Annotated in this window: 26 protein-coding genes and 1 pseudogene; 9 read left to right on the top strand and 18 right to left on the bottom strand. The window is 71.2% G+C overall.

The genetic code is table 11. The features are described from left to right. Window positions 1-28 precede the first annotated feature (28 nt). Window positions 29-955 (bottom strand): 3'-5' exonuclease, encoded by a 927-nt coding sequence (locus WFH25_RS06265; protein WP_336697134.1) that lies wholly within the window; start codon window positions 953-955, stop codon window positions 29-31. Between the two features lie 93 nt (window positions 956-1,048). Further along, the gene (locus WFH25_RS06260) at window positions 1,049-1,237 is read right to left on the bottom strand and encodes a hypothetical protein (RefSeq protein WP_336697133.1); all 189 of its coding nucleotides are present in this window, start codon (window positions 1,235-1,237) and stop codon (window positions 1,049-1,051) included. 109 nt (window positions 1,238-1,346) lie between these two features. Between WFH25_RS06260 and WFH25_RS06255 the strand changes: the two genes are divergently transcribed. After that, window positions 1,347-1,586: a hypothetical protein gene (locus WFH25_RS06255; protein WP_336697132.1), complete on the top strand. Its 240-nt coding sequence runs from the start codon at window positions 1,347-1,349 to the stop codon at window positions 1,584-1,586. Between the two features lie 15 nt (window positions 1,587-1,601). Beyond that, the gene (locus WFH25_RS06250; protein WP_336697131.1) at window positions 1,602-1,907 is read left to right on the top strand and encodes a hypothetical protein; all 306 of its coding nucleotides are present in this window, start codon (window positions 1,602-1,604) and stop codon (window positions 1,905-1,907) included. Here WFH25_RS06250 and WFH25_RS19360 read toward each other — a convergent pair. Continuing rightward, a pseudogene (locus WFH25_RS19360) lies at window positions 1,878-2,168 on the bottom strand (hypothetical protein); the annotation flags it as partial. The gene WFH25_RS06250 and the pseudogene WFH25_RS19360 sit on opposite strands and share 30 nt — an antisense overlap. A gap of 106 nt (window positions 2,169-2,274) precedes the next feature. Between WFH25_RS19360 and WFH25_RS06245 the strand changes: the two are divergent. Continuing rightward, window positions 2,275-2,628: a hypothetical protein gene (locus WFH25_RS06245; protein ID WP_336697130.1), complete on the top strand. Its 354-nt coding sequence runs from the start codon at window positions 2,275-2,277 to the stop codon at window positions 2,626-2,628. An 87-nt stretch (window positions 2,629-2,715) separates the two neighbouring features. Continuing rightward, the gene (locus WFH25_RS06240; protein WP_336697129.1) at window positions 2,716-3,213 is read left to right on the top strand and encodes a hypothetical protein; all 498 of its coding nucleotides are present in this window, start codon (window positions 2,716-2,718) and stop codon (window positions 3,211-3,213) included. Here WFH25_RS06240 and vsr read toward each other — a convergent pair. The 5 genes from vsr to WFH25_RS06215 form a co-directional block, all read right to left on the bottom strand. Further along, the gene (gene vsr, locus WFH25_RS06235; protein ID WP_336697128.1) at window positions 3,203-4,057 is read right to left on the bottom strand and encodes a DNA mismatch endonuclease Vsr; all 855 of its coding nucleotides are present in this window, start codon (window positions 4,055-4,057) and stop codon (window positions 3,203-3,205) included. The two genes, WFH25_RS06240 and vsr, sit on opposite strands and share 11 nt — an antisense overlap. A 94-nt stretch (window positions 4,058-4,151) precedes the next feature. Further along, window positions 4,152-5,651 (bottom strand): PTS transporter subunit EIIC, encoded by a 1,500-nt coding sequence (locus WFH25_RS06230; protein ID WP_336697127.1) that lies wholly within the window; start codon window positions 5,649-5,651, stop codon window positions 4,152-4,154. Window positions 5,652-5,692: 41 nt separating this feature from the next. After that, complete coding sequence (gene murQ / locus WFH25_RS06225; RefSeq protein WP_336697126.1) at window positions 5,693-6,607, bottom strand: N-acetylmuramic acid 6-phosphate etherase; 915 nt, start codon at window positions 6,605-6,607, stop codon at window positions 5,693-5,695. 10 nt (window positions 6,608-6,617) lie between these two features. Then, window positions 6,618-7,505: a MurR/RpiR family transcriptional regulator gene (locus WFH25_RS06220; RefSeq protein WP_336697125.1), complete on the bottom strand. Its 888-nt coding sequence runs from the start codon at window positions 7,503-7,505 to the stop codon at window positions 6,618-6,620. 138 nt (window positions 7,506-7,643) lie between these two features. After that, entirely contained in the window at window positions 7,644-8,291 is a 648-nt protein-coding gene (locus tag WFH25_RS06215; protein ID WP_336697124.1) for an NUDIX hydrolase, read from the bottom strand. An 87-nt stretch (window positions 8,292-8,378) separates the two neighbouring features. Between WFH25_RS06215 and WFH25_RS06210 the strand changes: the two genes are divergently transcribed. Beyond that, on the top strand, window positions 8,379-9,323 hold the full coding sequence (locus tag WFH25_RS06210) for an ADP-ribosylglycohydrolase family protein (protein WP_336697123.1): 945 nt from the start codon (window positions 8,379-8,381) through the stop codon (window positions 9,321-9,323). A gap of 99 nt (window positions 9,324-9,422) precedes the next feature. On the opposite strand, the gene WFH25_RS06205 is transcribed toward WFH25_RS06210, so the two are convergent. The 4 genes from WFH25_RS06205 to WFH25_RS06190 form a co-directional block, all read right to left on the bottom strand. Further along, window positions 9,423-9,791, bottom strand: a complete 369-nt coding sequence (locus WFH25_RS06205; protein WP_070418565.1) for a hypothetical protein — start codon at window positions 9,789-9,791, stop codon at window positions 9,423-9,425. Window positions 9,792-9,891: 100 nt separating this feature from the next. Next, on the bottom strand, window positions 9,892-10,368 hold the full coding sequence (locus WFH25_RS06200) for a DUF4395 domain-containing protein (protein ID WP_336697122.1): 477 nt from the start codon (window positions 10,366-10,368) through the stop codon (window positions 9,892-9,894). Beyond that, complete coding sequence (locus WFH25_RS06195) at window positions 10,365-10,859, bottom strand: thioredoxin family protein (RefSeq protein WP_336697121.1); 495 nt, start codon at window positions 10,857-10,859, stop codon at window positions 10,365-10,367. Before WFH25_RS06195 ends, WFH25_RS06200 begins: the two co-directional genes overlap by 4 nt. A gap of 95 nt (window positions 10,860-10,954) precedes the next feature. Next, window positions 10,955-11,560, bottom strand: coding sequence for a TMEM175 family protein (locus tag WFH25_RS06190; protein WP_070418568.1), 606 nt, complete (start codon window positions 11,558-11,560; stop codon window positions 10,955-10,957). A gap of 42 nt (window positions 11,561-11,602) precedes the next feature. Here WFH25_RS06190 and WFH25_RS06185 point away from each other — a divergent pair, with 42 nt between their 5' ends. Beyond that, complete coding sequence (locus tag WFH25_RS06185) at window positions 11,603-11,824, top strand: DUF1653 domain-containing protein (protein WP_336697120.1); 222 nt, start codon at window positions 11,603-11,605, stop codon at window positions 11,822-11,824. A 234-nt stretch (window positions 11,825-12,058) separates the two neighbouring features. On the opposite strand, the gene WFH25_RS06180 is transcribed toward WFH25_RS06185, so the two are convergent. Further along, window positions 12,059-12,607, bottom strand: coding sequence for a hypothetical protein (locus tag WFH25_RS06180; RefSeq protein ID WP_336697119.1), 549 nt, complete (start codon window positions 12,605-12,607; stop codon window positions 12,059-12,061). A gap of 155 nt (window positions 12,608-12,762) precedes the next feature. Between WFH25_RS06180 and WFH25_RS06175 the strand changes: the two genes are divergently transcribed. Beyond that, complete coding sequence (locus tag WFH25_RS06175) at window positions 12,763-16,281, top strand: TM0106 family RecB-like putative nuclease (RefSeq protein WP_336697118.1); 3,519 nt, start codon at window positions 12,763-12,765, stop codon at window positions 16,279-16,281. A 9-nt stretch (window positions 16,282-16,290) separates the two neighbouring features. On the opposite strand, the gene WFH25_RS06170 is transcribed toward WFH25_RS06175, so the two are convergent. The 4 genes from WFH25_RS06170 to WFH25_RS06155 all read right to left on the bottom strand — a co-directional run bounded on the left by WFH25_RS06170 (window position 16,291) and on the right by WFH25_RS06155 (window position 19,415). Continuing rightward, on the bottom strand, window positions 16,291-16,719 hold the full coding sequence (locus WFH25_RS06170; protein ID WP_071296652.1) for an SseB family protein: 429 nt from the start codon (window positions 16,717-16,719) through the stop codon (window positions 16,291-16,293). Window positions 16,720-16,911: 192 nt separating this feature from the next. Continuing rightward, the gene (locus WFH25_RS06165; protein ID WP_070418572.1) at window positions 16,912-17,580 is read right to left on the bottom strand and encodes a GOLPH3/VPS74 family protein; all 669 of its coding nucleotides are present in this window, start codon (window positions 17,578-17,580) and stop codon (window positions 16,912-16,914) included. A 92-nt stretch (window positions 17,581-17,672) separates the two neighbouring features. Next, window positions 17,673-18,476 carry an SDR family oxidoreductase gene (locus WFH25_RS06160; protein WP_336697117.1) on the bottom strand — a complete coding sequence of 268 codons (804 nt, stop codon included), beginning with the start codon at window positions 18,474-18,476 and terminating at the stop codon, window positions 17,673-17,675. A gap of 120 nt (window positions 18,477-18,596) precedes the next feature. Beyond that, window positions 18,597-19,415, bottom strand: a complete 819-nt coding sequence (locus WFH25_RS06155) for an HNH endonuclease family protein (RefSeq protein ID WP_336697116.1) — start codon at window positions 19,413-19,415, stop codon at window positions 18,597-18,599. Between the two features lie 133 nt (window positions 19,416-19,548). On the opposite strand from WFH25_RS06155, the gene WFH25_RS06150 reads away from it, so the two are divergent. Both WFH25_RS06150 and WFH25_RS06145 read left to right on the top strand, forming a co-directional pair. Next, the gene (locus WFH25_RS06150; RefSeq protein ID WP_336697115.1) at window positions 19,549-20,094 is read left to right on the top strand and encodes a cysteine hydrolase family protein; all 546 of its coding nucleotides are present in this window, start codon (window positions 19,549-19,551) and stop codon (window positions 20,092-20,094) included. 33 nt (window positions 20,095-20,127) lie between these two features. Further along, entirely contained in the window at window positions 20,128-20,907 is a 780-nt protein-coding gene (locus WFH25_RS06145) for an aldo/keto reductase (protein WP_336697114.1), read from the top strand. A 239-nt stretch (window positions 20,908-21,146) separates the two neighbouring features. Here WFH25_RS06145 and WFH25_RS06140 read toward each other — a convergent pair whose 3' ends face one another. Beyond that, window positions 21,147-24,437, bottom strand: a complete 3,291-nt coding sequence (locus tag WFH25_RS06140) for a DEAD/DEAH box helicase (protein ID WP_336697113.1) — start codon at window positions 24,435-24,437, stop codon at window positions 21,147-21,149. Window positions 24,438-24,471: the final 34 nt, after the last annotated feature.

The raw sequence follows: 24,471 nt of genomic DNA, 5'->3' as shown, positions 1-24,471 counted from the left end.
ACCGGTAGCGCGGCATTCACGACGGCGTCTACGATCCCCGGCCAACCCAAAGCCCGTCCCTCGCCCGCGTCTTGCCTACGTACAACTCCCGGCGTTCGAGCTCCCGCCGCTCCCGCTCGGCTTCACTCATCGATGCAGGTGCATCAGCGAGCAACCGCTCCCGAACGTGCGCGAGCAACAACTGCTTGAACTCGAGCCCCTTCGCCCGCTTGACGGTGCCGACCTTCACCGCGTCGACCGGCTTGCCGCCGTAGTCCTTGAGCGACACGAAGGGCACGCCAGCTGCGCGGAGCACGGCCATGACGTCGTCCGCCTGCCGGTTCGTCGCGGTCAGGATCCCGACATCGCCGTGTGAGGTCCCGACGAGTCGCAGCACCTCAGTCAGACGAGCGAGCATCGCCGCATCGTTGTCGGCGCGCCCGGCACCGCGGTGGACGACGGGCGCAGGCCCGTTCCGCGTGACGGCGGACACAGCGTCGCCAGCGCCGTCCACGCTTTCGATGTCCGTGAAGGAGTCAGCCGCGACCATCTGCTTCGCGAAGTCAAGTATCTCCGCGGTGTTCCGTTGGTTCACGTCGAGCACGACGCCACGGCCCGCGAGGCTGATCCCGACCTCTCGGAGCGTGTACCCGCCCGGAAAGATCGTCTGCTGCCCGTCGCCGATGAGCGTCAGCCCGTCCGGTCGGTCGCCGACGAGCGAGTGCAGCAACGACACCATCGCGCACGACAGGTCTTGCGCCTCGTCGACGATGACCGCGTCGTAGCCTGCGAGCGGTCGCTCGCGCAGCGCATCGCGGGCGAGCAGGACGACGTCCTCCCAGCCCGTGATGCCGCGCCTGCGCAATCCGCGGTCGTAGGCAGCGTGCAGGTCCCAGACTGCCTGCCGGACCTCGACGGGCAGCCCGTGCTTGCGTCCGACACGGGCAGGGTTTGCGTACTGCTCGAAGCGGGTCAATCCCCGCCCCTTGATGACGTGTTTGATCTCGTCTCCCCAGTAGCGGCGCGTGAAGCGCGCCGCGCGCAGCGGACTGGAGGCCCCGATCGCGTTTCACGCGTCGTCCAGCGCGAGCCGCGCCTCCCGTTCGTCGACACGGAACCGGATGCCACGCTGCTTGAGCAGGCGGGTGGCAAATTGGTGGACGCCGACGAAGTCGACGCGGTCGACCAGCTCGGGCGCGTGACGCTCGAAGAGCGACGCGAGCACGTTCGGGAGCGTGCCGATGTAGGTGGCGAACAATGCACGACCGGTACTCGCCTGGGCGAGGCAGGCAGCACGGTGGATGCCGACGACGGTCTTGCCGGTGCCCGCAGCCCCCCCGGATGCGTGCCGGGCCGTTGAAGTTGCGGTGGACGAGCCTGGCCTGCGACGGGTCAAGGAATGCCATCCAATCCTCGAGGACGCCGTCCAGGAGCTGTTCAGCGAGCTCGGCGTCGTCGATGAGCGCAGGCTGGGCCAGGTCCTTGCGGGGGAGGACCGGCTCCCGCACGGTCAGCTGCTGTTCGGCGGGCTCGGCACCGTCGATGACGGGGAAGTGCGCCAGCACAGCGGTGAGCACCTGGTCGACCCGGACGGCGGACAACCGTGAGTTGCGCTTCGTGATGTGACCGACGAGGTCGTGGACCCCGACGACGTCGACCGAGGCGACGTGCGCGTGCATCCGTCGCTGGCCGGCGAGTGCGACGACCGCGTGGACCTCCCCTGGCGGGAGGCCGATCTCGGCGAGGGCGCCTTCCGCGCCGTACACGAGGTCCGCGAGACGAGCGATGTCGTCGGTGACGTCCCCTGCCCGCGGCGGATGCGATCGCCGTGGACGGAGACTTCGCCAGGCCTTCGTGTCGACGATGAAGACGCCGGCGCTGCCGACGACGATCATGTCGACCTGGGTGTGCTTGCTCCCGGGCCATAGTCGGTCCGCGAGGAGGTGGTAGCCGACGCCGGCGATTGGAGCGAGGACCCCTGCGGTCTCGGCCTCGGTCCGCTCGGCGATCTCGTAGCGTCCCGCCTGTTGCTCGGCTTCGTCAGCCTGGCGCCGGTGTTCGTCGGCTCGGCCGCGGAGTCGTCGGGCTCCTGCCCCGGCAAAGGTGCCGGCGATGGTCACGATGATGCTCCCCTGAGAAGTGTCCTGATCACACCGGCGCCCTCCCCGAACGTTCCGGAACCGAATCATCCTCTCTCCTGAGTAACAGTCAAGGGAGCACCCGTTCTGGGGGCTGGTCGGCGTTCGCTCTGCTTCGGAGGGCTCGCTTAGCGTTTCCATAACGAGGGGAATGGAAATGGTCTGGGACATCCCGATCGGAACGCGCATCGGTCGTCGTGAGCTGCACCACCGTCTCGGTGGCGGGAGCTGGCAGGACGGCATCACACGGGTCGTGAAGACGAACGAAATGCTCGTCTTCACCAACGACGGCGGTGGGAAGCATGGCTACGGCGTGCACGAAGGGCTCCGTAGCGACGGCTTGTTCCGTTACAGCGGTCAGGGGCAGGACGGTGACCAGACGGTGACCTCGAACAACAAAGACCTGGCGGACTCCGAGGAGATCGGGCGTCCCATCCGTGTGTTCCGCGGCCAGGCCAACGTGATCTACGTCGGCAGCTTCGCGCTCGCTGATCCGCCGTACACGTGGTAGCGGTTCCCGGGGACCGGCTCATCCCCGGAACGAGATGGACTGGTCTTCAACCTCGTCGCGGTCGATGCGGACACGGCGCTCTTGCCCGTGCTCGTCGCCGAGGAGGGTGGTTCGTCGACTCGGGAGTTCGTGACCGCTGCGCCTCCGGTCACGACTGCGTGGCAGCCCCTCGACTTCAGCGAGTACCAGGTGCGCCGGGTCGACGAAGGCGAGTCGGTGCGCTCCGTCTCCCGTCGCGAGTTCGAGCTGCAGACGCGATTCGGCGAATGGCTCCGTGCTCGGGGTGAGGACGTGCAGGTGCTGCGTCTCACCGAAGACGGGGTGACAATCGTGCCGGACCTGTACGTCCCGACGTTGAGCCAGGTCGTCGAGGCGAAGAAGTCGACCGCGCGGGCCTACGTTCGGACGGCGATCGGGCAGGCGCTCGACTACGCGGCGGTCGCGCGACGTCAAGGTCTGTCGGTGGCCCCGGCCGTCCTCCTGCCGTCCGAACTGAATGCTTCGATGGCGGAGCTCTGCACCTCGGTCGGGATCACGGTGTGGTGGCCGAGCTTGAATGGAGACTTTCGGGAGGTCAGGCCGTAGCCGGTCCGTCGGCCAGCACCCGCACTGTGGGGAGATCGGGTGTTGCCCATCGGAGCGAGCCGAGGTCGGTGGGGGAGAGCCAGCGCAGCTCGTCGTGGTCGGTGCTCGACGTCGGCCCGGACCCGACCCACGGGACACGGTACGTGGCGAGATCGATGTCGATGCTGCCCACACGGGTGACGGAGCGGGCGATCGGCTCGCCGATGACGACGTCGACGCTGAGCTCCTCGCGCAGTTCTCGTCGCAAGGCTTCCTCAGCGGATTCTCCCGGCTCCACCTTCCCGCCGGGGAACTCCCACTGGCCTGCCGCTGATCGACCCGGGGCTCTTCGGCAGGCGAGTACACGCCCGTCGGGCTGAGTCAGTACGCCGGCGACGACTTCGATCATGCGTTCCATCCTGCCCGGCGTTCTCACCGCGGTACCAGCGATCGCGCCCCACTGGTCGAGGGCGTGCTCGACGGATGCGGCGGCGTCCTCGGGACGGTCGTGTTCCCAGAACCGCAACACACGCCAGCCTTCGGACACCAGGATCGCCTGGTTCTGTGTGTCTCGCTGGCGATTGGCCAGCAACTTCCGACGCCACAGCTCCGCATTCGCCTTCGGCAGGTGGGCGTGCTCCTCGCAGTAGTGCCAGAAGCATCCGTCGACGAAGACGGCGATCCGTGCCCGCGGGAACACGAGGTCCGGCCGCACCCGGCACCGGGTGCTGACCTGACGGTCGACGAAGAACCGCCGGCCTCGCCGGTGCAGCTCTCGACGCAACGCCAGCTCGGGCGCCGTGTCGCGCCGACCGAAGCGAGCCATGTGCCGTCGCCGAGCGTCGTCCGCTTCCCATTCCGCCACGCCCCGATCCTCGTCGGCCGGTCATCGCTACGAGGACCGAGGCGCCGATCTGTGGATCGACGGGTGTCGAACGGACCGGTGGGGGAGCGAGCGATCAGCGGCTGGTACTCGATGCAGCCGCGTTCGGCACGTCGAGCGGCGCGTCCGGCGCGACAGGGTCTCCCGGCGACGCAGCCGACTGCGCTTCCAGATCAGCCCGCACCGACGCCGACACCCCGAACACCATCGTCGCCACGAACCCCACGACGTACGCCACCACGAGCCCCGACCCGTACCCGAGCAGCGCCCAGCCGTAGCCGGAGGACCCGTTCAACAGCGGGATGAGCGACAGGTCCGACGCCCCGATGGCGATCGCCCCCACGGAGTGCCCGAGCTGATCGAACAGCCCGACGACACCGCCACCGAACGCCCCACCGATGCACGCGGTGATGAACGGCCGCCCGAGGGGGAGCGTCACACCGTAGATCAGCGGCTCACCGACACCGAGGAACCCGGCCGGCAGCGCCCCACGGATCGTCCGCACGAGCGAGGCGTTCGACCGGAACCGCACCCACAGCGCGATGCACGCACCGATCTGCCCGGCACCACCCATCGCCAGCACGGGCAGCAGCACGGTCCACCCGGTCTGCTCGATGAGCGTGGCGTGGATCGGGATGAGTCCCTGGTGCATCCCGGTCATCACGAGCGGCAGGAAGAGTCCGCCGAGGATGAACCCGGCGAAGGCCCCGCCGTTCGCGAGCAGCCACGTGGCAGCCGTACCGATGGCGACGGAGACGACGCCGGCGACGGACATCAGGATGCCGAGCGTCACGGACCCGGCGACGAGCACGGTGACGGTCGGCACGACGATGAGCGCGATGACGTCGGGCGTGACCTTCCGCATGAACCGCTCGACGTAGGCGGCGAGGATGCCGCCCGCCAACGCACCGAGCACACCGCCCTGCCCGGGCGCCAGGGTCTCGCCGAACACGGTGACGTTCGCGACTCCGGCGGCGACGATGATGCCGCCGACGGCACCGCCGAGGACGGGCGTCCCGCCGAACTCCTTCGCGGCGTTCATCCCGACGAACACGGCGAGCAGGGACAGGAAGCCGGAAGACAGCACGCCGAGGAACGGCGTCACCCCGGGCAACCATCCGAGGTTCGTCAGGATGCCGTTGATCCCGGCGATGAGCCCGCAGGCGATCAGCGCGGGGATGAGTGGGATGAAGATGGCCGAGATGCGACGGATGGCACGCATGGTGCGGCCGTCGGAACGGGCACGGGCGGATGCCTTGATCGACGCGCCCCGCGCCGCCAGCTCCTCGGGCGACACCGAAGCCGGGGACGCACCCGGAACAGGAGCAGCACGCAACGACTCGAGCGAATCAGCCACCCGGTCCACCAACCCCGGCCCGAGCACGATCTGCAGGTTCGAGCCGGCCGCGATGGCGGCCATGACGCCCTCGGTGGCCTGGAGAGCGGACAGATCAACCGAGGAAGGAGAAGCCACCTCGACCCGCAGCCGGGTCATGCAGTTCTCGACGTCGGCGATGTTCGAGGACCCGCCGACGGTGTCGAGGATCTGTTGTGCGAGTTGCTGTGCATCGGTCATTGATGGTGCTCCTCGGGGGAAGGAAGGACGAACGGGAAGGATCAGGAAAGGACGGCGCGCAGGGAACCGTCGGCGGCAGCGAGCCGGGAACGGACGACCGACGCCGACGACCCGGTGAGGATCATCGCGATGGCCGTCTTGACCTCGCCGTCCGCAGCGTCGAGCGCTGCGGCGACATCGGCCGGAGCAGCCCCGGTCACGTCCTGCACGAGCGAGAACGACCGCGCGACGAGCTTCTCGTTCGTCGCACGCACGTCGACCATCCGGTTGCCGTACGTCTTGTTGCTGCGCACCATCGCCAGCGTGGTCAGCATGTTGAGCACGAGCTTCTGCGCGGTCCCCGCCTTCAGGCGGGTGGACCCGGCGATGAACTCGGGACCGACGACCACGTCGATGGCGATGTCGGCTTCCCGCCCCGCGGCAGAGTCGGGATTGCACGCGACGGAGACGGACAGGGCGGACCTGCGCCGCGCCTCCAGGATGGCCGCGATGACGTAGGGCGTCCTGCCGGACGCGCTGATCCCGACGACCACGTCGTCGGCCGTCAGGCCGAGCGCGTTCAGGTCGCGGACGGCGGCTGCTTCGTCGTCCTCGGCGCCCTCGACGGCGGTGGTGAGGGCGACGGAACCGCCGGCGATGACGCCGACGACCTGCGAGGGGTCGGTGCCGAAGGTGGGCGGGCACTCGCTGGCGTCGAGGACGCCGAGCCGGCCCGGCGTGCCGGCGCCGACGTAGATCAGGCGGCCGCCGCGCGAGAACGCTGCGGCGATCGAGTCGGCGGCGAGGGCGATGGCCGGGAGGCACGGCTCGAGTGCCGCGGGCACGCTGCGGTCGAGCGCGTTCATGCGCTGGGCAGCCTCGAGGGTGGAGACGAGGTCGATGTCGTCGAGGGACGAATCGGTGGCCTCGGTCGCGAGGTGCTGCAGCTCCTCGCGGAGGTCGTCGTGGTGGTGCATGGTGCTCGATTCAGGAACGGTGGTGCGTGCGGACCGCGTGGCGGCTGCGTGCGAGGAGCGGGCGGGAGCGTTCGTCGGTGCGCTGGGCGACGACGATGAACAGGGCGTCGACGATGGCGAGCTGGCTCATCCGGCTGCCCATCGCGGCGGGGCGGAGCTCGCTCTCGGCGCCGGCGACGCCCAGCAGGACGTGGTCGGTGTGGTGGGTCAGCGGCGAGGTGGCGTGGCCGGTGATCGCGACGACGGTGGCCTCCTGCATCTTGGCCTCGGTGGCGACCTCGAGCGCCTCGACCGTGGTGCCGGAGTGGCTCGTGATGACGAGGACGTCCTTCGGGCCGAGGACGCTCGCGAGCGTCAGGGCGTTGTGCGGGTCGTCCGCGATCGAGCTCGCGATGCCGATGCGTTCGAGCTTGAGGTGGAGGTCGCGGGCGACGATGCCGCTCGCGCCGACGCCGTACAGGACGACCCGCCGGGCCTCGCTGATGCGGACCGCTGCGGCTTCGAGGGTGAACGGGTCGAGCGTGGCGCGGGTGTCGCTCATCACGGCGCGGACGTCCTCGGTGACCTTCGCGATCACGGTGGTGACGTCGTCGTCGACGCTGACACCCGCGTGGATCTCGGTCTCGCGCCGCTCGTGGATGCCCCGCTCGACGGCCCGGGTCATGCTGCGCTGGAGTGCGGCGAAGTTCGCGAACCCGAGGTGCTGGGCGAAGCGGGAGACGGTCGCGGGGGAGACCCCGGCACGGTCGGCGAGTTCGGCGGCGCTCGTGGTGGCCGCGGTGCCGGGGTCGTCGAGGACGGCGTCGGCGATCGCGCGCATGCTCGTCGGCATCGAACCGGACTGGGTCCGGACGAGGGCGAACGCGTCGGCGCGGTCGGTACGGTCAGCGATCGTCATGCGATCCATGAAAGCGCATTGCACCGACACTCGCCAGTGCTGCAAGTTACTTTCGTGTTTCGTCGGCGCGTTCCGTGAGCAGAAAGTGTCGGGTCGGCGCCCCGGACCCGACCGTTTCTGCTCACCAAGCAGGCGACCTCAGGCGCGCCGGTACCGGGTCGCCGGCTTGCCCGGGCCCGCGGCAGCGCGCGACCCCGTGTCGACGAGCAGCGGCAGCATCGCCCGGCGGAACGAGTCGGGCAGGAGCCGCTCGCCACGGACGGCTTCGTGCACGTGCCGCAGTTCCGACATCGTGAACGGCTCGGGCAGGAGGCCTCGCGGATCCGGCGCCGCAGCGTACGACGCCCGCAAGGAGGCCACTGCGAACGCCACGATGTCGTCGTGCCCGTGCACCATCCCCGTCGCGGTGTCGACCGGGACCAGCCGCGCCTGTGACGGGTTCAGCGACGACAGTGCGGCGAAGGGCACCACGTCGAGGTGTGCCACCGACAGCACCCATCCCCGGTCGTCCCGCGCGGGGTCGTCGAACACGTGCAGCTGCGTCGGTGCCAGCCCCGTCACGCCGGCCTTGTCGGACAGTGACCGCAGGACCGCCGACGCCAACCGCTCGCCCTCGTGCACGAACGTCCCCGGCAGTCGCCAGTCGCCGTCGGTCGCGTCGCACACTTGCAGGACCGAGAGACCGCCCCCGGTCGGCACCGTCAGCACCGCGGTGTCGACGGCGACGGACGGCCGCGGGTAGTCGGTCAGCCGCTTGCCGCTCGCGTCGCGATACTGGTTCGCCATGGCAGCGAGTTTACGCACACTTGCGCAAACTGTGACGATCGTGCAGACTCGGGTTTACGCAATTCCGCGCAAACCTGAGGAGCGGCCATGCTGACCACCGAACAGACCGACCGGGCGATCGGCGCCGTCATCGGCTCCGCCGCGGGCGACGCGCTCGGCGCCGGCTACGAGTTCCGCGCCGCCGTCCCCGAACCCACCCCGATCCGGATGGCTGGCGGCGGCTCGTTCGGCTGGGCTCCGGGGGAGTGGACGGACGACACGAGCATGGCCGTCCCGATCCTCCGCACGCTCGCGCGCGGCGGCGACCCGGCCTCCGAGGAAGCGCTCGACGGCCTCGTCGCGGCCTGGGCAGCGTGGGCGGTCACCGCGCCCGACGTCGGCATCCAGACGCGCAACGTCCTCACGGGTCTGGAGGCACGGGTCGCCTCCCATGCACGCGCTGCGGCCCGGCAGGAACACGAGTACAAGGGACAGTCGGCCGGCAACGGATCGCTCATGCGGACGGCGCCGCTCGTGCTCGGGTACCTGACCGGTGCGGCCGACGAGGAGCTCCGGCTCGCCGAGGCCGCCCGGGCGGTCAGCGACCTCACGCACTACGAGTCGGACGCCGGGGACGCGTGCGTGCTCTGGTGCGTGGCGGTCCGGCACGCGGTGCTCACCGGTGAGCTCGACGTGCTGCGCGGGCTCGACCTGCTCGACCTCGAGAAGCGTCGGCTGTGGGTGGACCGGCTCGTCACGGCGGAGCACTCCGAGCCGGTCGACTTCACGGACTCGAACGGGTGGGTAGTGTCCGCGATGCAGGCCGCGTACTCGGCGGTCAAGCGGAGTTCGTCGCTCGAGGACGCCCTCGTCCGCGCGGTCCGGACCGGGAACGACACCGACACGGTGGCTGCGATCGCCGGTGGGCTCGCGGGTGCGCTGTACGGCGCGGCCGCGCTGCCGGCCGAGTGGCGCGAGCTCCTGCACGGGTGGCCGAGCCTGCGCGCGGACGACCTGGTCGCGCTGAGCGAGCAGGCGCTCGCGACGCACTGAGCCGTCGCGCTCTCGGGTCGTGGCGGCGGAGGATGTCGTGGGGGGATCCTCCGCCGCCACCGGTGGGGCGGAGGCGAGTCGCGCCTCCAGTCCGTCCCTTCACAGGGCGCTGCGCGCCCGCTCCACCGCCTCGATGAACCGGGGGATGCCCCACATCAGGAAGGTCGGCTCGATCCCGCTCCGCAGGGTGATCCGGACCTTCTTCCGCAGGCCGCTCGACACGTCGTCGAGTCGGGCGATCTCCTCGACGGGGATCCCGAAGTCGGAGCGAGCGAAGTTGAGCGGGTGGGCGTGGAACCAGATGACCTCGGGCGTGAGGGTGAGGCGTCCGCCGACCTCGATCCGGCGGCTCGGGCGGGAGCTGGTCGGGGGCGCGTAGCCAGGGATGATGTCGGCCGCGCCGGAGTTCTCGTGGTCGGCGAGGTAGGTCGCGACCTTCTTGAGCAGTGGTGTGGTGTGGTCCCCCATGCGGTCAGCCTACGAGACGGGGCACGGATGCCAGGAGGCGCGGATCACCTCGACGACGCGACCTGCGTCGCGGAGGTGGGTCGCGCCTCCAGGCCCGTGATCAGACCGCGGACCGCTGGCGGAAGACGCCTGCGCGGACCAGCCACACGTAGAGGAGGCAGCCGATGCAGACGTCGAAGACGGCGTTGAGGAACGCGGCGACGAGCGCGATCGCCGCGCCGACGGGAGCCGCGTACGGGACGCCGACGAGCGCGAGCACGAGGGCGAGGGCCGTGATGACGAGGCCGACCTGCTGGGCGAAGGTCGGGGGTTCCGGGGCCTCGAGTTCGGCGGGCGGGCCGAGCCTCGGGCGGACGAGCCGGCGGAACAGCGCGCCGTAGGGGTGGCGGCGGATGCCGGCGATGCCGCCGATGGCGAAGAACACGACGATGACGGCGAGCAGCGCGACGCCGATCGGCCACGTCGTGGGGATCAGGGTGAGGACGATCGTCGCCGCGAGGAGGACGGTCGTGATGGCGGCGCCGAACCTCGGGGAACGGGGGTCGATGCCGCGGGCGGGGTCGTTCGTGGCGGTCATGGGGACTCGTCTCCGGGGGTCGTTGCTGGTGCTGTTGCTGCTCTTGCTGCTGCCAGGGCGGTGTCGAGGGCGGCGGTGAGCTCGGCGGGTCGTGGCGGGCCGCCGAAGCGGGTGTGCACTGCGCGGCCTCGGTCGAGGAGCAGGACCGTGGGGGTCTGCATGACGGCGAAGCGTCGGGCGAGCTCGGGGCGTTCCGCGAGGTCGATCTCGAGACGGGTGACGCCGGGGTGCTCGGCGGCGACGGCGTCGAGCTGGCGACGAGTGGCCGGGCAGCGGGCGCAGGTGGGCGTGGAGAACTGGACGAGGGTGGCCTCGGTGCCGAAGGCCTCGGCTGGGGCGAGGTCGGCGGTCGTCGGGTCGGTGGTGGTGGTGCGGGTGTCGTTCGTCCGTGTGGGGCGGGCTCGGCCGGTCCGGGCGCGCAGGAGCAGGCCGAGGGCCGTGGCGAGTGCGAGGACTCCCACGAGGACGGCGACTGCTGCGGCGACGGTCATGTCGCGACGGTACGTCCTCGGGTGCTCGGGAGCATCGACATGACCGCGTGTGACGGGCCGAGGCAGGCGGGCGGGCGGCGTCCGGTTCGGTCGGGTCAGGTGCGAGGCTTCGGCAGCAGCCGGCCGAGTGTGCCCTGGAGGACCAGGAGGAGCACCCAGTACAGGCCGATCGACGGGAAGATCATCGAGAGGACGAGCGCGAGGGCGAGCAGCACGGCGGCGATCGGACCCTTCCGCCAATCGCCGAGCGGCGAGGACAGCAGCTCCGGGGAGCGGCGGAGCTCCCACTCGATCGCAGTCAGCGTGAGGCTCGTCACGACCATGCTGCCCAGGTAGAGGGCGTGTGCGACTCGGTCGCCCTCGACCTCGGTGTTGAGCAGGTTCGCGGCGAAGGGCAGGAACGCGATGCTCACGAGCCACACGAAGTTGAGCTGCATCACGCGGATGTTGTACGAGCGGACGTGCTCGAACACCTGGTGGTGCAGCGTCCAGAAGCGGGCGATGACCCAGAAGGTGATGAAGAACTCGAGGAGCGCCGGCCAGTGCTCCTGCAGCAGGTCCCCGGCGCCCCGACCCCCGCTGAGTTCGCCGGCCAGGTCGACGAGCGGGAGGATCAGGATCGTGATCGCGATGGCGACGGTCGCGTCGGAGAAGTTCACGAGGCGGTCGAGGCCACGTTCGGTGCGTGCCGGCTCGGTCATGGAGCCGAGTCTAGGGACCGCGACGGCCCTAGCATCGGGAGCATGGTCGACGACGTGACGCCTGGACGGTACCGGCACTTCAAGGGCGGGGAGTACGAGGTGGTGCTCGTGGCGCGGGACGTCGAGACCGAGGAGCCGGTGGTCGTCTACCAGGCGCTGTACGGGGAGCGCGGGCACTGGGTGCGGTCGCTCGCGGACTTCACGGCGTGGGTGTCCCGGGACGGGTGCGAGGGGCCGCGCTTCGTCCGCGCCGCAGTGGCCTGACGATCTGACCGTCAGTCGTCGTCGCTCAGGGCCGACGGTTCCTCCGGCGGCGGATCGCGCTGCCGGTGGAGACCATTGCGAGGAACAACGCGATCGCAGCCAGTGCTGGTCCGTACCAATGGTCGGCGGTCGCGGGCCACGTCGCCGACACCGAACCGAGGACGACCAGGCCCACGCTGGTGATCAGCGCGAACGGCAGGCTGGTGACGCATCGGCGCACGGCGCTCGCACGCCTCAGGCGCATCGCGGCTTGACCTTGCCGCCAGCGAACGGGTAGACCCGCAGCTGCTTCGTCCCGCAGCGGATCGCGCCGCTGCCCGTGATCGCGACCGTGGCAGCCGTCAGGATCGCCCCGACGACGACGCAGAACGTTCCGCCGCTCACGGCGCAGACCGCCGCGCCGAGGGCGAACGCGGAGCCGCTGATGATCATGTTCTGGTCGGTGGCATTGAAGCTCACGAAGGTTGCCTTGGAGTCCCTGCCGGCACCGAGGCGCTGCGTCGTCGGCGCCGTCACGAGGTCGAAGACGAACCCGTCCCCGAGGTCGATCGTCGTCACCGAGCCGTCCGGTGTCGCCACCGTGCTCGTGACTGCGCCCACCGCGCGCGCTTCGGTGATGGCCTGATCGATCTGCGTAGGAGTGAGGCTCGTCGCTTCGCGCATCACGTCCGTCTCGGTGCGTGATGCTTCCGCTGCGTTGGCTGCTGGGGTGACGAACACCCCTCCGGCGATCAGCGCGCCGGTCGCAGCGAGCCCGATCATCGTGTGCCGCAGACGTGTCATGTGGTTCCCCTTCTTCGACGGAGCCGCGACGGTCGCGGATCCAACAGCACTATGGACTGCAGTACCAGAATGTCGCAATGCATATTTCACTTCTGCATGGTGATGTCGGCGGGCGGGCCTAGGCTCGCAGGGCACCGAGGAGACGGGGGAGACGCATGCAGATCGGCGGCGACGGGCAGGTCCTGCTCAGCCCGAGCGACCTCTCGACGTGGGCGGCCTGCGAGTGGGCGTTCCTCCGGCGCATGGACGTCAAGCTCGGCCGGGGCGAACCGCTGCCCGAGTCGCACGACGACATGCTCGAGCGCACAGCACGCCTGGGGGACCAGCACGAGCTCGACTACCTTGGGATCCTCCGCGAGACCCGGGACGTCGTCGAGTTCGACCGACCGGCGCCGCCCGAGTACCCGGCGGCTGCGGCGGCCGCACTGGAGGCGATGCGCACCGGCGCGGACGTCCTCTACCAACCGACCTTCTTCGCGCCGCCGACGGCAGGGGCGCCGGGCTTCATCGGCTTCGCGGACTTCATCATGCGGAACGACCGCGGCCAGTACGAGGTGTACGACACCAAGCTCGCCCGCCACGCCAAGATCAGCGCCCTGCTGCAGCTGGCCGCGTACGCCGAGCAGATGCAGGCGCACGGCATCCCCACCGGCGAGCAGGTCCACCTCGTGCTCGGCGACCGGACGACCACCACGCACGACCTCGCCGACATCGCGCCGGTGTACCGGACGCAGCGCGCCGAGCTCCAGCGGGTGATCGCCGAGCGGATGGCCGAGACCGAGTCGCTGCAGTGGGCCGACCCGCGGTACTCGTCGTGCGGCCGGTGCGACGTGTGCACGACACAGGTCGCCGAGCACCGTGACCTGGTCCTCGTCGCGGGCATGCGACTCGACCAGCGGACGAAGCTCATCCGGCAGGGGGTGCGGACGATCGACGAGCTGGCGGACCGGGCCACGGCCGTGCCCGGTCTCCCGCGCGTGACGCAAGCGCGGCTGGTGCGTCAGGCGCGCCTCCAGGTCGACACCGAGCACGCGCGGACCGCAGCCGACGGTGCCCAGGCGACCGGGACGACCAAGCCGCTCTTCGAGGTGCTCGACGCCCGAGCGCTCGACGCGATCCCGACGCCGGACCCGGGCGACGTGTTCTTCGACTTCGAGGGGGACCCGCTCCACACCGAGGACGGCGTCCACTGGGGACTCGACTACCTGTTCGGGCTCGTCGACCCCGAGGCGCGCTTCACGGCGTTCTGGGCGCACACGATCCGTGACGAGCGCCAGGCGCTGCTGGACTTCCTCGCCTTCGTCGAGGCTCGGCGGCAGCAGTACCCGGGGATGCACATCTACCACTACGCGGCGTACGAGCGGACGCACCTGCTGTCCCTCGCTGCCCGGCACGGCGTCGGGGAAGAAGCCGTCGACGACCTGCTCCGCGCCGGGGTCCTCGTCGACCTGTACCCGATCGTGCGCAAGGCGCTCGTGGTCGGCAGCCGCAGCTACTCCATCAAGAAGCTCGAGCCGCTCTACATGGGTTCGGACCTGCGGCTCAGCGATGTGACGAACGCGGCGGACAGCATCACGGCGTACGTCGACGCGATCGACGAGCTCCGGAACGGTGACGCCAGCGCCGGGCAGCACATGCTCGACGAGGTCGCCGACTACAACGCCTACGACTGCCGGTCGACCCTCCGGCTCCGCGACTGGCTCCTGTCGCTCCGAGCGACAGCGCGCGCGTCCTCGTCCGCGCCCGTCGCTGCCGAGCCGGACGAACTGCTCCCGCCGATCCCGGTCGACCGCGAACCGAACCCCGTGTACACGGCGCTCGCCGCGCAGTTCGACGGGGTCGACGCCCTCGACCGGACGCCCGACCAGACCGCGTTGGCGCTCGCCGCAGCCGCGATCGACTACCACCGGCGCGAGGCGAAGACGTTCTGGCAGGACCACTTCGACCGCTTGCGGAACCCGGTGGACGAGTGGGCGGACACCCGCGACGTGCTGGTCGTCGAGCGGGCGTCGGTCGAGCGCGACTGGGACACGCTGCCGCGTGCCCGGTCGCAGTCCCGAGAGATCCGGTTGTCGGGGACGCTCGCGCCCGGTTCGCGGCTCCGTCCAGGAGGCACGCCCCACCTCGTCTACGACGACCCGCTCCCGCCGTCGATCGCCGCTCCAGCGCCGGGTTCGAAGGGCGCGTCGGCCCGCGCCGTCGTGCTGGACGCGTTCGAGGACGGTGACGGGTTCGAGGTGCTCGTGAAGGAGAGCCTGCCGGTGGGCGGCTCGCCGCACGAGGTCTTCCCGGTCGCCCTCGCGCCGGCAGCACCACCGCGGTCGAAGCCCCAGCCCGAGGCGATCGCGGAGTGGGGACAGGCGGTCCTCGACGCTCTGCCCGCGATGCTGCCCGATCCGGCGCTCGACCTGCTCCGCCGGGTCCCGCCGCGGGGGCCGATCGTGCCCGTGCAGGGGGACGACACGGTGTCGGCCGTGGTCGCGACGCTGCTCGGCCTCGACCGGTCGTACTTGGCGATCCAAGGCCCTCCGGGGACGGGCAAGACGTACGTCGGGTCGAACGTCGTCGCGCGGCTCGTGCGCGAGTACGGCTGGCGCGTCGGGGTCGTCGGGCAGTCGCACGCGACCTCGGAGAACTTCCTGGCGTCGGTCGTGCAGGCCGGGGTGCCCGCCGACTGCGTGGTGAAGGTGCCCCGGGCCGGAGCGGACCCGGGCGACGTCGAGTCGGCACCGTGGACGCCCGTGAAGAACAACGCCGCCGTGGCCGCGTTCCTGTCGTCCTGCGCCGAGACCGGCAGGGGCGGGGTCGTCGGCGGGACCGCGTGGACCTTCGCGAACGAGGGCACGATCCCGCGCCGCTCTCTCGACCTGCTCGTGGTGGACGAGGCCGGGCAGTTCTCCCTCGCGCCGACGATCGCGTCCTCGATCGCGGCGACGCGCCTGCTCCTCCTCGGGGATCCGCAGCAGCTGCCGCAGGTGTCGCAGGGGTCCCACCCGGAGCCCGTCGACGAGTCGGCGCTCGGCTGGCTCGCCGACGGCCAGCACGTGCTGCCGGACGCGTTCGGGTACTTCCTGGCGCGGACCCGGCGTATGGAGCCGGCACTCACGGCGTCGGTGTCGGCGCTGTCCTACGACGGGCAGCTCGCGTCGATGGTGTCCGGGCGACACCTCGACGGCATCGACGCGGGCGTCCACCCGGAGCTGATCGTGCACGCGGGGAACACCACGTCCTCGGTGGAGGAAGCGGCTCGGGTCGTCGCGCTCGCGCAGGACCTCGTCGGTCGGCGGTGGGTGGACGGTGACACCGAACGCGTGCTGACTGACGAGGACGTGATCGTCGTCGCGCCGTACAACGCCCAGGGTGCGGTGATCCGCGACGCCCTCGACCGTGCAGGACTGCGGGGGACGCAGGTCGGCACCGTGGACCTGTTCCAGGGGCGCGAGGCCGTCGTGTCGATCGTGTCGCTCGCGGCGTCGAGCGCCGCCGACATCCCGCGCGGGCTCGACTTCCTGCTCATGCCGAACCGGTTGAACGTGGCGCTGTCGCGGGCGAAGTGGGCGGCGTACCTCGTGTACTCGCCGGCGCTGGCGACGGGCTTGCCGCCCTCGATCGCCGGGCTGTCGCTGCTGTCCCGGTTCATCGAGCTCGTCGAGCCCGGTCCGAGCAGCCGCTAGGCGACGGGGTCAGCCCTGGTCGGGGTCCTCGTCGAGGTGGACACCGCTCTGCATCTGCGCGCGCATGCCCGCGAGGACGTCGGCGTGCAGGAAGTTCGCCTCGGCGGCACTCGTGGGGTCGACCACGATGCCGAACTCCTCCGGCAGCGCCGTCACGAGCTCGGACATCGACACCGGGCGGCCCTCGGTGTCGGGCAGACCGGCGGCGAGTTCGGCGGGGTCGGTGAACACCGGGACGAACGGCTTCTCGCGGATGACCACGTGCGCGACGCTTCCGCCGTCCGGAGCGTCCGCGGGTCGCCACGGCACCCAGGCGGCGCTGCGGAGGAAGCCGGCCGGCGAGGTCGCCATGCGCCGCCGGAGTTCGGCGGCGGCGGTCGGCGGGGTCTTGTCGACGCCACGGCCGAAGGCCGATCCGGTCTGGTCGTTGGTGCTCATGCGGGTTCCCTCCCGGGGTCGTCGACCATGCTGTCACGGCCGATGGGGTCGTCACGACGTCGCAGCACGGCGACCGGGGACCGCGCCTGATGGTTGACCGTTCTGGTTCGGAGAAGCCGGGGATCGCGAACCGGAACGGTCACGGGCCCGGAACGAAACGTGCTCGCGCGGCGCCGACGTCGGCGGTCGGGCTCAGCTCGAGGAGATCGTCGCCGTCGTCGCGGCGGTGCTCGCCGCCACCGTCGCCATGATCGCCGCCGTCTGGATGTCCTCGAGCACGGCCTTGACCGCGGGGCTGGCCCAGCCGCCCGAGGTGACCTCCTTCACGAGCGCCCGGTCGACCTTGCCGAACTGCTTGCGGAGCGTGCTGGTCGCGTCGAGCAGGCCGATGACGGCGGCGGCGAACGGCGTGGGTTCGGCGCGCCCGGCGAGGACGTCGCCGATGCCGGCGCGGAGGAGCGCCTCGGGGCCACCGTCGCGCTCCGGGTACTTCGTGGTGGGGAAGATACCGAGCGTCTTGCCCTGTTCGAGCGTGATGAGGCCGCGTGCGATGAGGCCGGCGAACACGTCGTCCCGCAGCGGTCGCTTGCCGATGCGGGTGATCCACCACTTCGCCTTGCGGGGCTTGTCGGCGGCGGCGATGGTGCCGACGACCCCGTCGAGGACCGGGTCGCCGGTGGCCGCACCGTTCACGACGGTGACGAAGCCGTCCTGCAGCGAGACGACGCCGCGCAGGGCGAGGTCCGCGAGGACGGCACCGGCGAGCCCGGCGTCGAGGGTCTGCACGTCCGTGGACTTCCGCCCGTCGGACTCGATCTGGAGGAGCGCGAACGCCTGCGGGACCGTGAGTTGCTCAGCCATGTCCGCAGCCTGCCACGCGGGGCGGGGGTGCGCCGCGCCTCCAGGCCGATGCCCAGCGCACGTCGAGGTGGCCGCGCGCCGGGCTGCGTGACTCAGTACGCGGCGGACTGCCCGCCGTCGATCGGGACGACCGTGGCGTTGACGTACGAGGCGTCGTCGGACAGCAGGAAGGCGACGACGGCGGCGATCTCGGACGCCTCGCCGTAGCGCTTGGAGGGGTTGACCTGGATGAACTCCTCGGCGGCCTTGCGGGGGTTCTCCGGGTCGAGCTGCTTCATCGAGTTCTCGACCATCGGCGTCCAGATGGCACCGGGGGCGATGGCGTTGATGCGGATGCCGTAGCGGCCGTACTCGACGGCGGAGTTGCGGGTGAGACCGACGACACCGTGCTTGGCGGCGGCGTAGCCGGACTGGTTGCCGATGCCGCGGATGCCGCCGACGCTCGCCGTGTTGACGACCATGCCGGAACCCTGCTCGCGCATGATCTTCAGGACCTTCTCGAGGCCGAGGAACACACCGCGCAGGTTGATCGAGACGACCTTGTCGAACTCGGCGGCGGTGAACGACTCGGTCGGGTTCTGCTTGCCCTCGATGCCGGCGTTGTTGAAGAAGCCGTCGATGCGGCCGAAGCGCTCGGTGGTGGCGGCGACGTAGGCCTCGACCTGGGCCTCGTCCGAGACGTCGGCGACGGTGGTGAGGACCTCGGCGTCGGGGGCGGTCTCGAGCACGGCGGCGTTCGAGGCCTCGAGTCCCTCGGAGGAGACATCGACGAGGGAGAGCTTCGCGCCCTCGGCGGCGAGACGGACGGCGGTCGCACGGCCGAGGCCGGAGCCGCCGCCGGTGATGAGGACGACGCGGTCGGTGAAGCGGGTCGTGGGGGAGCTGGTTGCGGTCATGGGGAGGCCTCCTGAGGTCTTCGACGGTGAAGGGCTCGGGGTCCGCGGTGGAGCAGCGAGTCCGAACGATGCATTCGCATCGACGGGAGATAGGCTACACCTGTTGTATTGCGGCCGTGCTCAGCAGGTCCGCAGGATCCGCGCCATCGCGTCGTGCTCGGCGGGGGCCACCCACAGGCGGTACTTCGTCTTCACCGCCACCTGGTGCTCGATGTACGTGCACCGGAACGACTTGTCCGCCGGCAGCCAGGTCGCGGCGTCGCCGGAACGCTTCTGCGCGTTCGAGTGCTGGTCCACTGCGAACAGGTTCGCCGGATCGTTGGCGAGCGACTCCCGCTCACGCTGCGAGAGCTGCTGGGCCCCGGTCCGCCAGGCGTTCTCGAGCGCGACGACGTGGTCGATCTGCACGAGGGTCGAGGTCCTCTCGCCGCGCACGAAGCCGATCGTCGCCCCGGTGTACGGCGACACGAGCGTCCCGGTGAGCACCCGGCAGGGGCCCTGGCGAGTGGTCGCCGACAGGTCCCGCGCCAGCACGTCGTTCCGCGTGTCACAGCCGTTCCGGTCGACGTCGAGCCACGCGGTGCCGAAGTCGCCGACCCGGTCGTACCCGGTGGCGGGGGCCTTGCCCTTGACCGGCAGGGCGGCGAGTTCCGCCCGTGCGGTGGCTGCGGCGTCGGCGTCGGCGTCCGCGTCGGTCGCGGTCGTCGCGCCCGTCGCGTCGGTTCGGGAGGCGCGGGTCGTCCCCGGCGCGCCCGGTTCCGTCTCGATGGTGGGGGCGTCGGTCCCCGTGGGCGCGCTGGTCGTCGCCGGTGCGGCTTCGGCGTCGGGCGCGATGATGCCCGCGGTGTGCAGGGCGTACCCGCCGACGGCGAGTGCGAGGACGACGAGGACGGACGTGAGGCTGGTGCGGGTGCGGGTGCGGCGTCGGCGGGACGTCATGCGTGGGTGGAGCTCCTGGTGGTGCGGTGGTGCGGTGGTGCGGTGCACCGACGATGATGCCGGACACGTCGGACATCGCCCCGGACCCCGGCGGAGGGTCGGCCGCCCGGCCCGCCGGAGTAGCGTCCACGAGGTGGGCAGCGCACTCCTCGTCATGGACTACCAGAACAGCATCGTCGAACGACTCGGCACGGACGAGGCCCTGGCTGCGGCGACGGCAGCGGTCTCGGCCGCCCGGGAGCGCGGCATCCCCGTGGTCTTCGTCCGCGTGGCGTTCCGGCCGGGCGCACCCGAGGCCGCGCGCACGAACAAGATGTTCGGCGGGATGCGGGAGCGCATCGGGGCCCAGACTCCGGGTTCGACCGACGTGCACAGCGCGTTCGGGGTCGGCGACGACGGCCTCGTCGTGACGAAGCTCCGCGTCAGTGCCTTCGCCGGGTCGGACCTCGAGGTGCTGCTCCGTGGCCTCGAGGTCCGCGACCTCGTGCTCGCCGGGATCGCCACGAGCGGCGTCGTCCTCTCGACGCTGCGCCAGGCGGCCGACCTCGACTTCGGGCTGACGGTCCTCTCGGACGCGTGTGCCGACGGCGACCCGGAGGTCCACCGCGTCCTCACCGAGAAGGTCTTCCCGCGGCAGGCCGACGTCGTCACCGTCGCCGAGTGGACCGCCTCGCTCTGAACCGTCCCGCGGGCACGGCGTAGACACGGGTGCATGACCGATCACGCGAACCCGTCCGTGTCCGTCACCGGTGGGTCGATGCCGCTCCTCGGCTTCGGCACCTGGCAGATCCCCGACGCCGAGGCGCCCGCCGCCGTCGGCGAAGCACTGGCGGCCGGGTACCGCCACATCGACACCGCCACCGGGTACCGCAACCAGCGCGGCGTCGGGAAGGCCGTCGCCGAGTCCGGACTCGTCCGCGACGACGTCTTCGTGACGACCAAGTTGCCGCCGGACAACGCCGACCGCGTGCGCGAGACCATCGAGGAGAGCCTCGACCAGCTCGGTCTCGACCACCTCGACCTCTGGCTCGTGCACTGGCCGCCGAACGGCGACGCACGCCCGGACGTGTGGGAGCAGGTCGTCCAGGCGCAGTCGGACGGCCTCACGAAGGCGGTCGGGGTGAGCAACTACTCCCTCGCGCAGATCGACGAGATCACCTCCGCCACGGGGACTGCCCCGGCCGTGAACCAGATCAAGTGGAGCCCCGTCGAGTTCGACCGCGCCGTGGCGGACGGGCTCGCCTCCCGCGGGGTCGTCCTCGAGGGCTACAGCCCCTTCAAGGCGAGCAACCTGCAGGACCCGACGCTCGTCGACATCGCGACCGCACACGACGCGGACAGCGCGCAGGTCATCGTCGCGTGGCACGTCGCGCACGGGTTCGTCGTCATCCCGAAGTCGTCGAACCCCGAGCGCATCCGGTCGAACGCCGCCGGTGCCCGCATCGAGCTGTCGTCCGACGAGGTCGCCGCGATCGACGCCCTCGCCCGCTGACCCTCGGCACGACCCACGTCCCGCCGGACCACGCACCGCCGTGGTCCCGCGGGACGTCACTCGTCCTGCTGCCGCGCCGCCGGCGGACTGGAGGCGCGCTGCGGGCCCGCCCCGCGCCTCCCGTCCCGCACGGCGCGCGTTCCATTGGCCGGTCTCGGTGGGCGCGACGCCGGAGCGCGCACCGTGCGCGTTCCGTCAGTCGGTGCTCCGCACCGTGCGCCCAGCGGCGCGCCCGCGCGTCAGGCCAGCAGGGAGCGGATGTCGTCGGCTGTGAGGTCCTCGGCGAAGAGGGCGTCGTCGTCGATCATCGTCGCGAACAGCTCGGCCTTCTTCGCCGCGAGCGCGAGGACCTTCTCCTCGATGGTGTCCTCGGCGATGAACCGCTGCACGTTCACCGACCGGGTCTGGCCGATGCGGTGCGTCCGGTCCACCGCCTGGTTCTCGGCGGCGGGGTTCCACCACGGGTCGAGCACGAACACGGTGTCCGCCTCGGTCAGGGTCAGCCCGAAGCCACCGGCCTTGAGCGAGATGAGGAAGGCCGGGGCGGTGCCGTTCCGGAAGCGGTCGATGACCTCGGGGCGGCGCCTCGTCGAGCCGTCGAGGTACTCGTAGCCGACGCCCCGGTCGTCGAGGGCGGTGGCCACCATGCGGAGGAACGAGGTGAACTGGCTGAACACCAGGGCGCGTCGACCCTCGGCGGTGAGCTGTTCGAGTTCGTCGAGCAGCAGGTCGAGCTTCGCGGAGGACAGGTCCTCTCGTGAACCGTCGACCAGCGCCGGCGACAGCGCGAGCATCCGCAGCAGGGTCAGCGACCGGAACACGATCATCCGGTTCTTCGCAAGGTCGTCGATGAGGTCGAGGACCTTCAGGCGTTCCCGGTTCAACGTCGTCTCGTACAGGGTCCGGTGCGCGGGGTCGAGCGTCACCCGGACGACCTGCTCCTGCTTCGGCGGGAGGTCCGCGGCGACGCTCTCCTTCGTCCGCCGGAGCATGAGCGGCCGGATCCGCCGTCGGAGCCGCGCGGTGAGCTCCTGACGGGCGGCGCCGCGGAGGTCCGGCGAACCGAGCGGCTTCACGTAGTCGTCGCCGAAGCGCGACCAGGACGACAGCAGCCCGGGCGCGACGATGTGGAACAGCGCCCAGAGGTCCGTCAGCCCGTTCTCGAGCGGCGTGCCCGTGATCGCGAACTTCACCGGCGCGCGGAGGTCCACCGCCACCCGGTGCGTCTGCGACTGCGGGTTCTTCACGAACTGCGCCTCGTCGAGCACGAGGGCCGCCCACGGCAGGTCGGTGTACGCCTGCGCGTCGAGCCGGAGCAGCGCGTACGAGGTCACCACGATGTCCGACGCGGCAGCAGCGCGTGCGACGAGCCCGGGGTCCTTCAGCGTCGTCGCGCCGATCGTCGTGACGCGCAGCGACGGCGTGAACCGGGTTGCCTCGGCCGCCCAGTTGCCGACGACCGAGGTCGGCGCGACGACGAGGAACGGCGGCGCATCCGGCGAGGACTCGCGCGCGGCGGCGATCGTCGTGAGGACCTGCAGCGTCTTGCCGAGACCCATGTCGTCCGCGAGCACCCCGCCGACCCCGTGCGACAGCAGGAACGACAGCCAGGCGTACCCGGTGTGCTGGTACGGCCGGAGCTCGGCGTGCACCGAGTCCGGCACGAGCACCGACTCCGGTGGCGTCGCCCCGAGCAGCCCCGCCGCGATCGCCTCCCACCGCTCGTCGTGCGAGGTCTCGTCGGCCAGCTGGTCGAACTCGGACCACAGCCCGGCCTGCAGCGGCGTCACGGTCATCGGCTGGTCGGGCTCCCACTCGTCGAGGTCGCGCGCCTCGTCGATGAGCTCCTTCAGTCGGTCGAACGCGGGGTCGGACAACGACAGGTACGAGTTGTCGATGAGCTTCATCCGCCGGTCCCGCTTCGCGAGCGCCCGGAGCAGCGGCGTGAACGGCACCTGCTTGCCGTTCACGGACACGAAGATGCCGAGGTCGAACCAGTCGTGCTTGTCCGACGGCATGGTCGTCACGCGGATGTGCGGCCGACCGGTCAGCCGTTCGTAGTCGACGCGTTCGCCCTGCACGACGGTGCGGACGCCGAGCGCGGGCAGCGCCGGCAGCAGCTCGTTCGCGAACACCGCGACGTCGGCGCCGTCGATCGTGCCGTCCTCGAACCACGCGAGTCCGCCGCCGGGTCCGGTCGGGCCGCCCGTGTCGTCGGCCGCGCGCAGCCCGGCGAGGTCCGGGAGGGGTCCGTGCAGCGCGACGGGGTCCTTCCGCCCGTCGACGTGCCAGCGCCACTGGAGGTGAACACGGTCGTCCGTCCGGGGCGCCCGGGCCGGCTCGAACGTCGCCGTGAGCACGAGCTCGGGCGGCGTGCGCTCGGGCAGCTCGACGGAGCCGTCCGCGCTGACGAGGCCGAGCGCGCCACGGAGCCGTGGGGACCAGTCGGCGAGGAACTCGGCGACCTCGGGCTCCGGAACCGCGATCCGGGCACCGTCGACGAGCATGCGCCGCTGGTCCTCCGGCACGGAGGTGACCGTCGGGGCGAACGCGACGTGGAACTCGGGGCTCTCGCGAAAGACGTAGACGCCGTGGTCGCCGATCATCCGGGCCGTGCCCGGAGCCGCCGGTCGGCCGTCGAGGACCGCGCTCGCACCGATCACGAGTCCGCCGTCCTGCCGGGCGACGTCGAGGAGGACCCGAGCCTCGGCACCGAGGACGGCACCGCCCTCGCGCTTGCCGGTGACGAACGCGATGCCGAGGGCCGGTGCCTGCGCGAGGAGCGGCCAGAGCAGCGGACTGCCGAAGTCGTCAAGGTGGATCCAGTCGGCCTCGCCCGGGAGCCCGGCGAGCTGCCCGGCGCGGTGGAGCGCGGCGAACTGGACGAACCAGGCGTGCTGCTCGGGGGAGAGGCCGAGCCGGTTCATCGAGTAGGGGAGCGTGCCCCACGTCAGCTGCCCCCGAACCCAGTTGCCGGCGTCGCTGCGGGTCACCGGGCGGACGCCGAGTCGCACCGACCGCGAGGCGGTGGGCAGCGCGCGCCCGGCGGCTCGCGCACGCGAGGCGAGCCGGGCGGAGACCGCGTCACGCAACTCGAACTGCAGTCCCATGGGGGTGCCCTGCGGCTCGGTCACCTGCTCGTCGTCGCCGGCGAGGCGGGCGAGGTCGTGCCTCCAGTCCGAGGGCGGCGGAGCCGGCTGTTCCGGCTTCGGGCCGGCGGCTGCGGCGAGTGCGCGGGCGTTGACGGTGAGCAGGGCGGCGGCGACGTGCTTGCAGTCGCCGCCCAACGGGCAGGTGCAGGTGCTGCGGACCGGACGGACGAACTCGCCGCGGGCCGGGGTGGTCTCGATGCGGAGTTCGTACGGGTCGTCGGCGGAGCCGGACACCGTGCCGGTGACGGTGCCGTCGTCGTCGTGCCAGACGACGTCGTCGACGAGGCCGGCCCGGACGAGGTCCCGCGCGCGGCCGAACGCCTGCGGCCCGACGAAACGGATGACGTCGACGGCGTCGATCATCGGGGCGGCTGGCACGGGTCAATCGTGCCAGGTGCCACCGACCTCCGGC

The sequence above is a fragment of the Curtobacterium sp. USHLN213 genome, from assembly GCF_037144815.1.
GTDB lineage: Bacteria > Actinomycetota > Actinomycetes > Actinomycetales > Microbacteriaceae > Curtobacterium.
Note: the sequence above shows the minus strand (reverse complement) of the source record. Positions and strands in the feature narration are given on the sequence as shown.

Excerpts from the sequence above, each read along its gene's own strand:
- WFH25_RS06245 (WP_336697130.1), top strand. The coding sequence starts at position 2,275 with ATGGTCTGGGACATCCCGATCGGAACGCGCATCGGTCGTCGTGAGCTG.
- WFH25_RS06230 (WP_336697127.1), bottom strand. The coding sequence starts at position 5,651 with ATGACCGATGCACAGCAACTCGCACAACAGATCCTCGACACCGTCGGC.
- murQ (WP_336697126.1), bottom strand. The coding sequence starts at position 6,607 with ATGCACCACCACGACGACCTCCGCGAGGAGCTGCAGCACCTCGCGACC.
- WFH25_RS06220 (WP_336697125.1), bottom strand. The coding sequence starts at position 7,505 with ATGACGATCGCTGACCGTACCGACCGCGCCGACGCGTTCGCCCTCGTC.
- WFH25_RS06215 (WP_336697124.1), bottom strand. The coding sequence starts at position 8,291 with ATGGCGAACCAGTATCGCGACGCGAGCGGCAAGCGGCTGACCGACTAC.
- WFH25_RS06210 (WP_336697123.1), top strand. The coding sequence starts at position 8,379 with ATGCTGACCACCGAACAGACCGACCGGGCGATCGGCGCCGTCATCGGC.
- WFH25_RS06205 (WP_070418565.1), bottom strand. The coding sequence starts at position 9,791 with ATGGGGGACCACACCACACCACTGCTCAAGAAGGTCGCGACCTACCTC.
- WFH25_RS06200 (WP_336697122.1), bottom strand. The coding sequence starts at position 10,368 with ATGACCGCCACGAACGACCCCGCCCGCGGCATCGACCCCCGTTCCCCG.
- WFH25_RS06195 (WP_336697121.1), bottom strand. The coding sequence starts at position 10,859 with ATGACCGTCGCCGCAGCAGTCGCCGTCCTCGTGGGAGTCCTCGCACTC.
- WFH25_RS06190 (WP_070418568.1), bottom strand. The coding sequence starts at position 11,560 with ATGACCGAGCCGGCACGCACCGAACGTGGCCTCGACCGCCTCGTGAAC.
- WFH25_RS06185 (WP_336697120.1), top strand. The coding sequence starts at position 11,603 with ATGGTCGACGACGTGACGCCTGGACGGTACCGGCACTTCAAGGGCGGG.
- WFH25_RS06180 (WP_336697119.1), bottom strand. The coding sequence starts at position 12,607 with ATGACACGTCTGCGGCACACGATGATCGGGCTCGCTGCGACCGGCGCG.
- WFH25_RS06175 (WP_336697118.1), top strand. The coding sequence starts at position 12,763 with ATGCAGATCGGCGGCGACGGGCAGGTCCTGCTCAGCCCGAGCGACCTC.
- WFH25_RS06170 (WP_071296652.1), bottom strand. The coding sequence starts at position 16,719 with ATGAGCACCAACGACCAGACCGGATCGGCCTTCGGCCGTGGCGTCGAC.
- WFH25_RS06165 (WP_070418572.1), bottom strand. The coding sequence starts at position 17,580 with ATGGCTGAGCAACTCACGGTCCCGCAGGCGTTCGCGCTCCTCCAGATC.
- WFH25_RS06160 (WP_336697117.1), bottom strand. The coding sequence starts at position 18,476 with ATGACCGCAACCAGCTCCCCCACGACCCGCTTCACCGACCGCGTCGTC.
- WFH25_RS06155 (WP_336697116.1), bottom strand. The coding sequence starts at position 19,415 with ATGACGTCCCGCCGACGCCGCACCCGCACCCGCACCAGCCTCACGTCC.
- WFH25_RS06145 (WP_336697114.1), top strand. The coding sequence starts at position 20,128 with ATGACCGATCACGCGAACCCGTCCGTGTCCGTCACCGGTGGGTCGATG.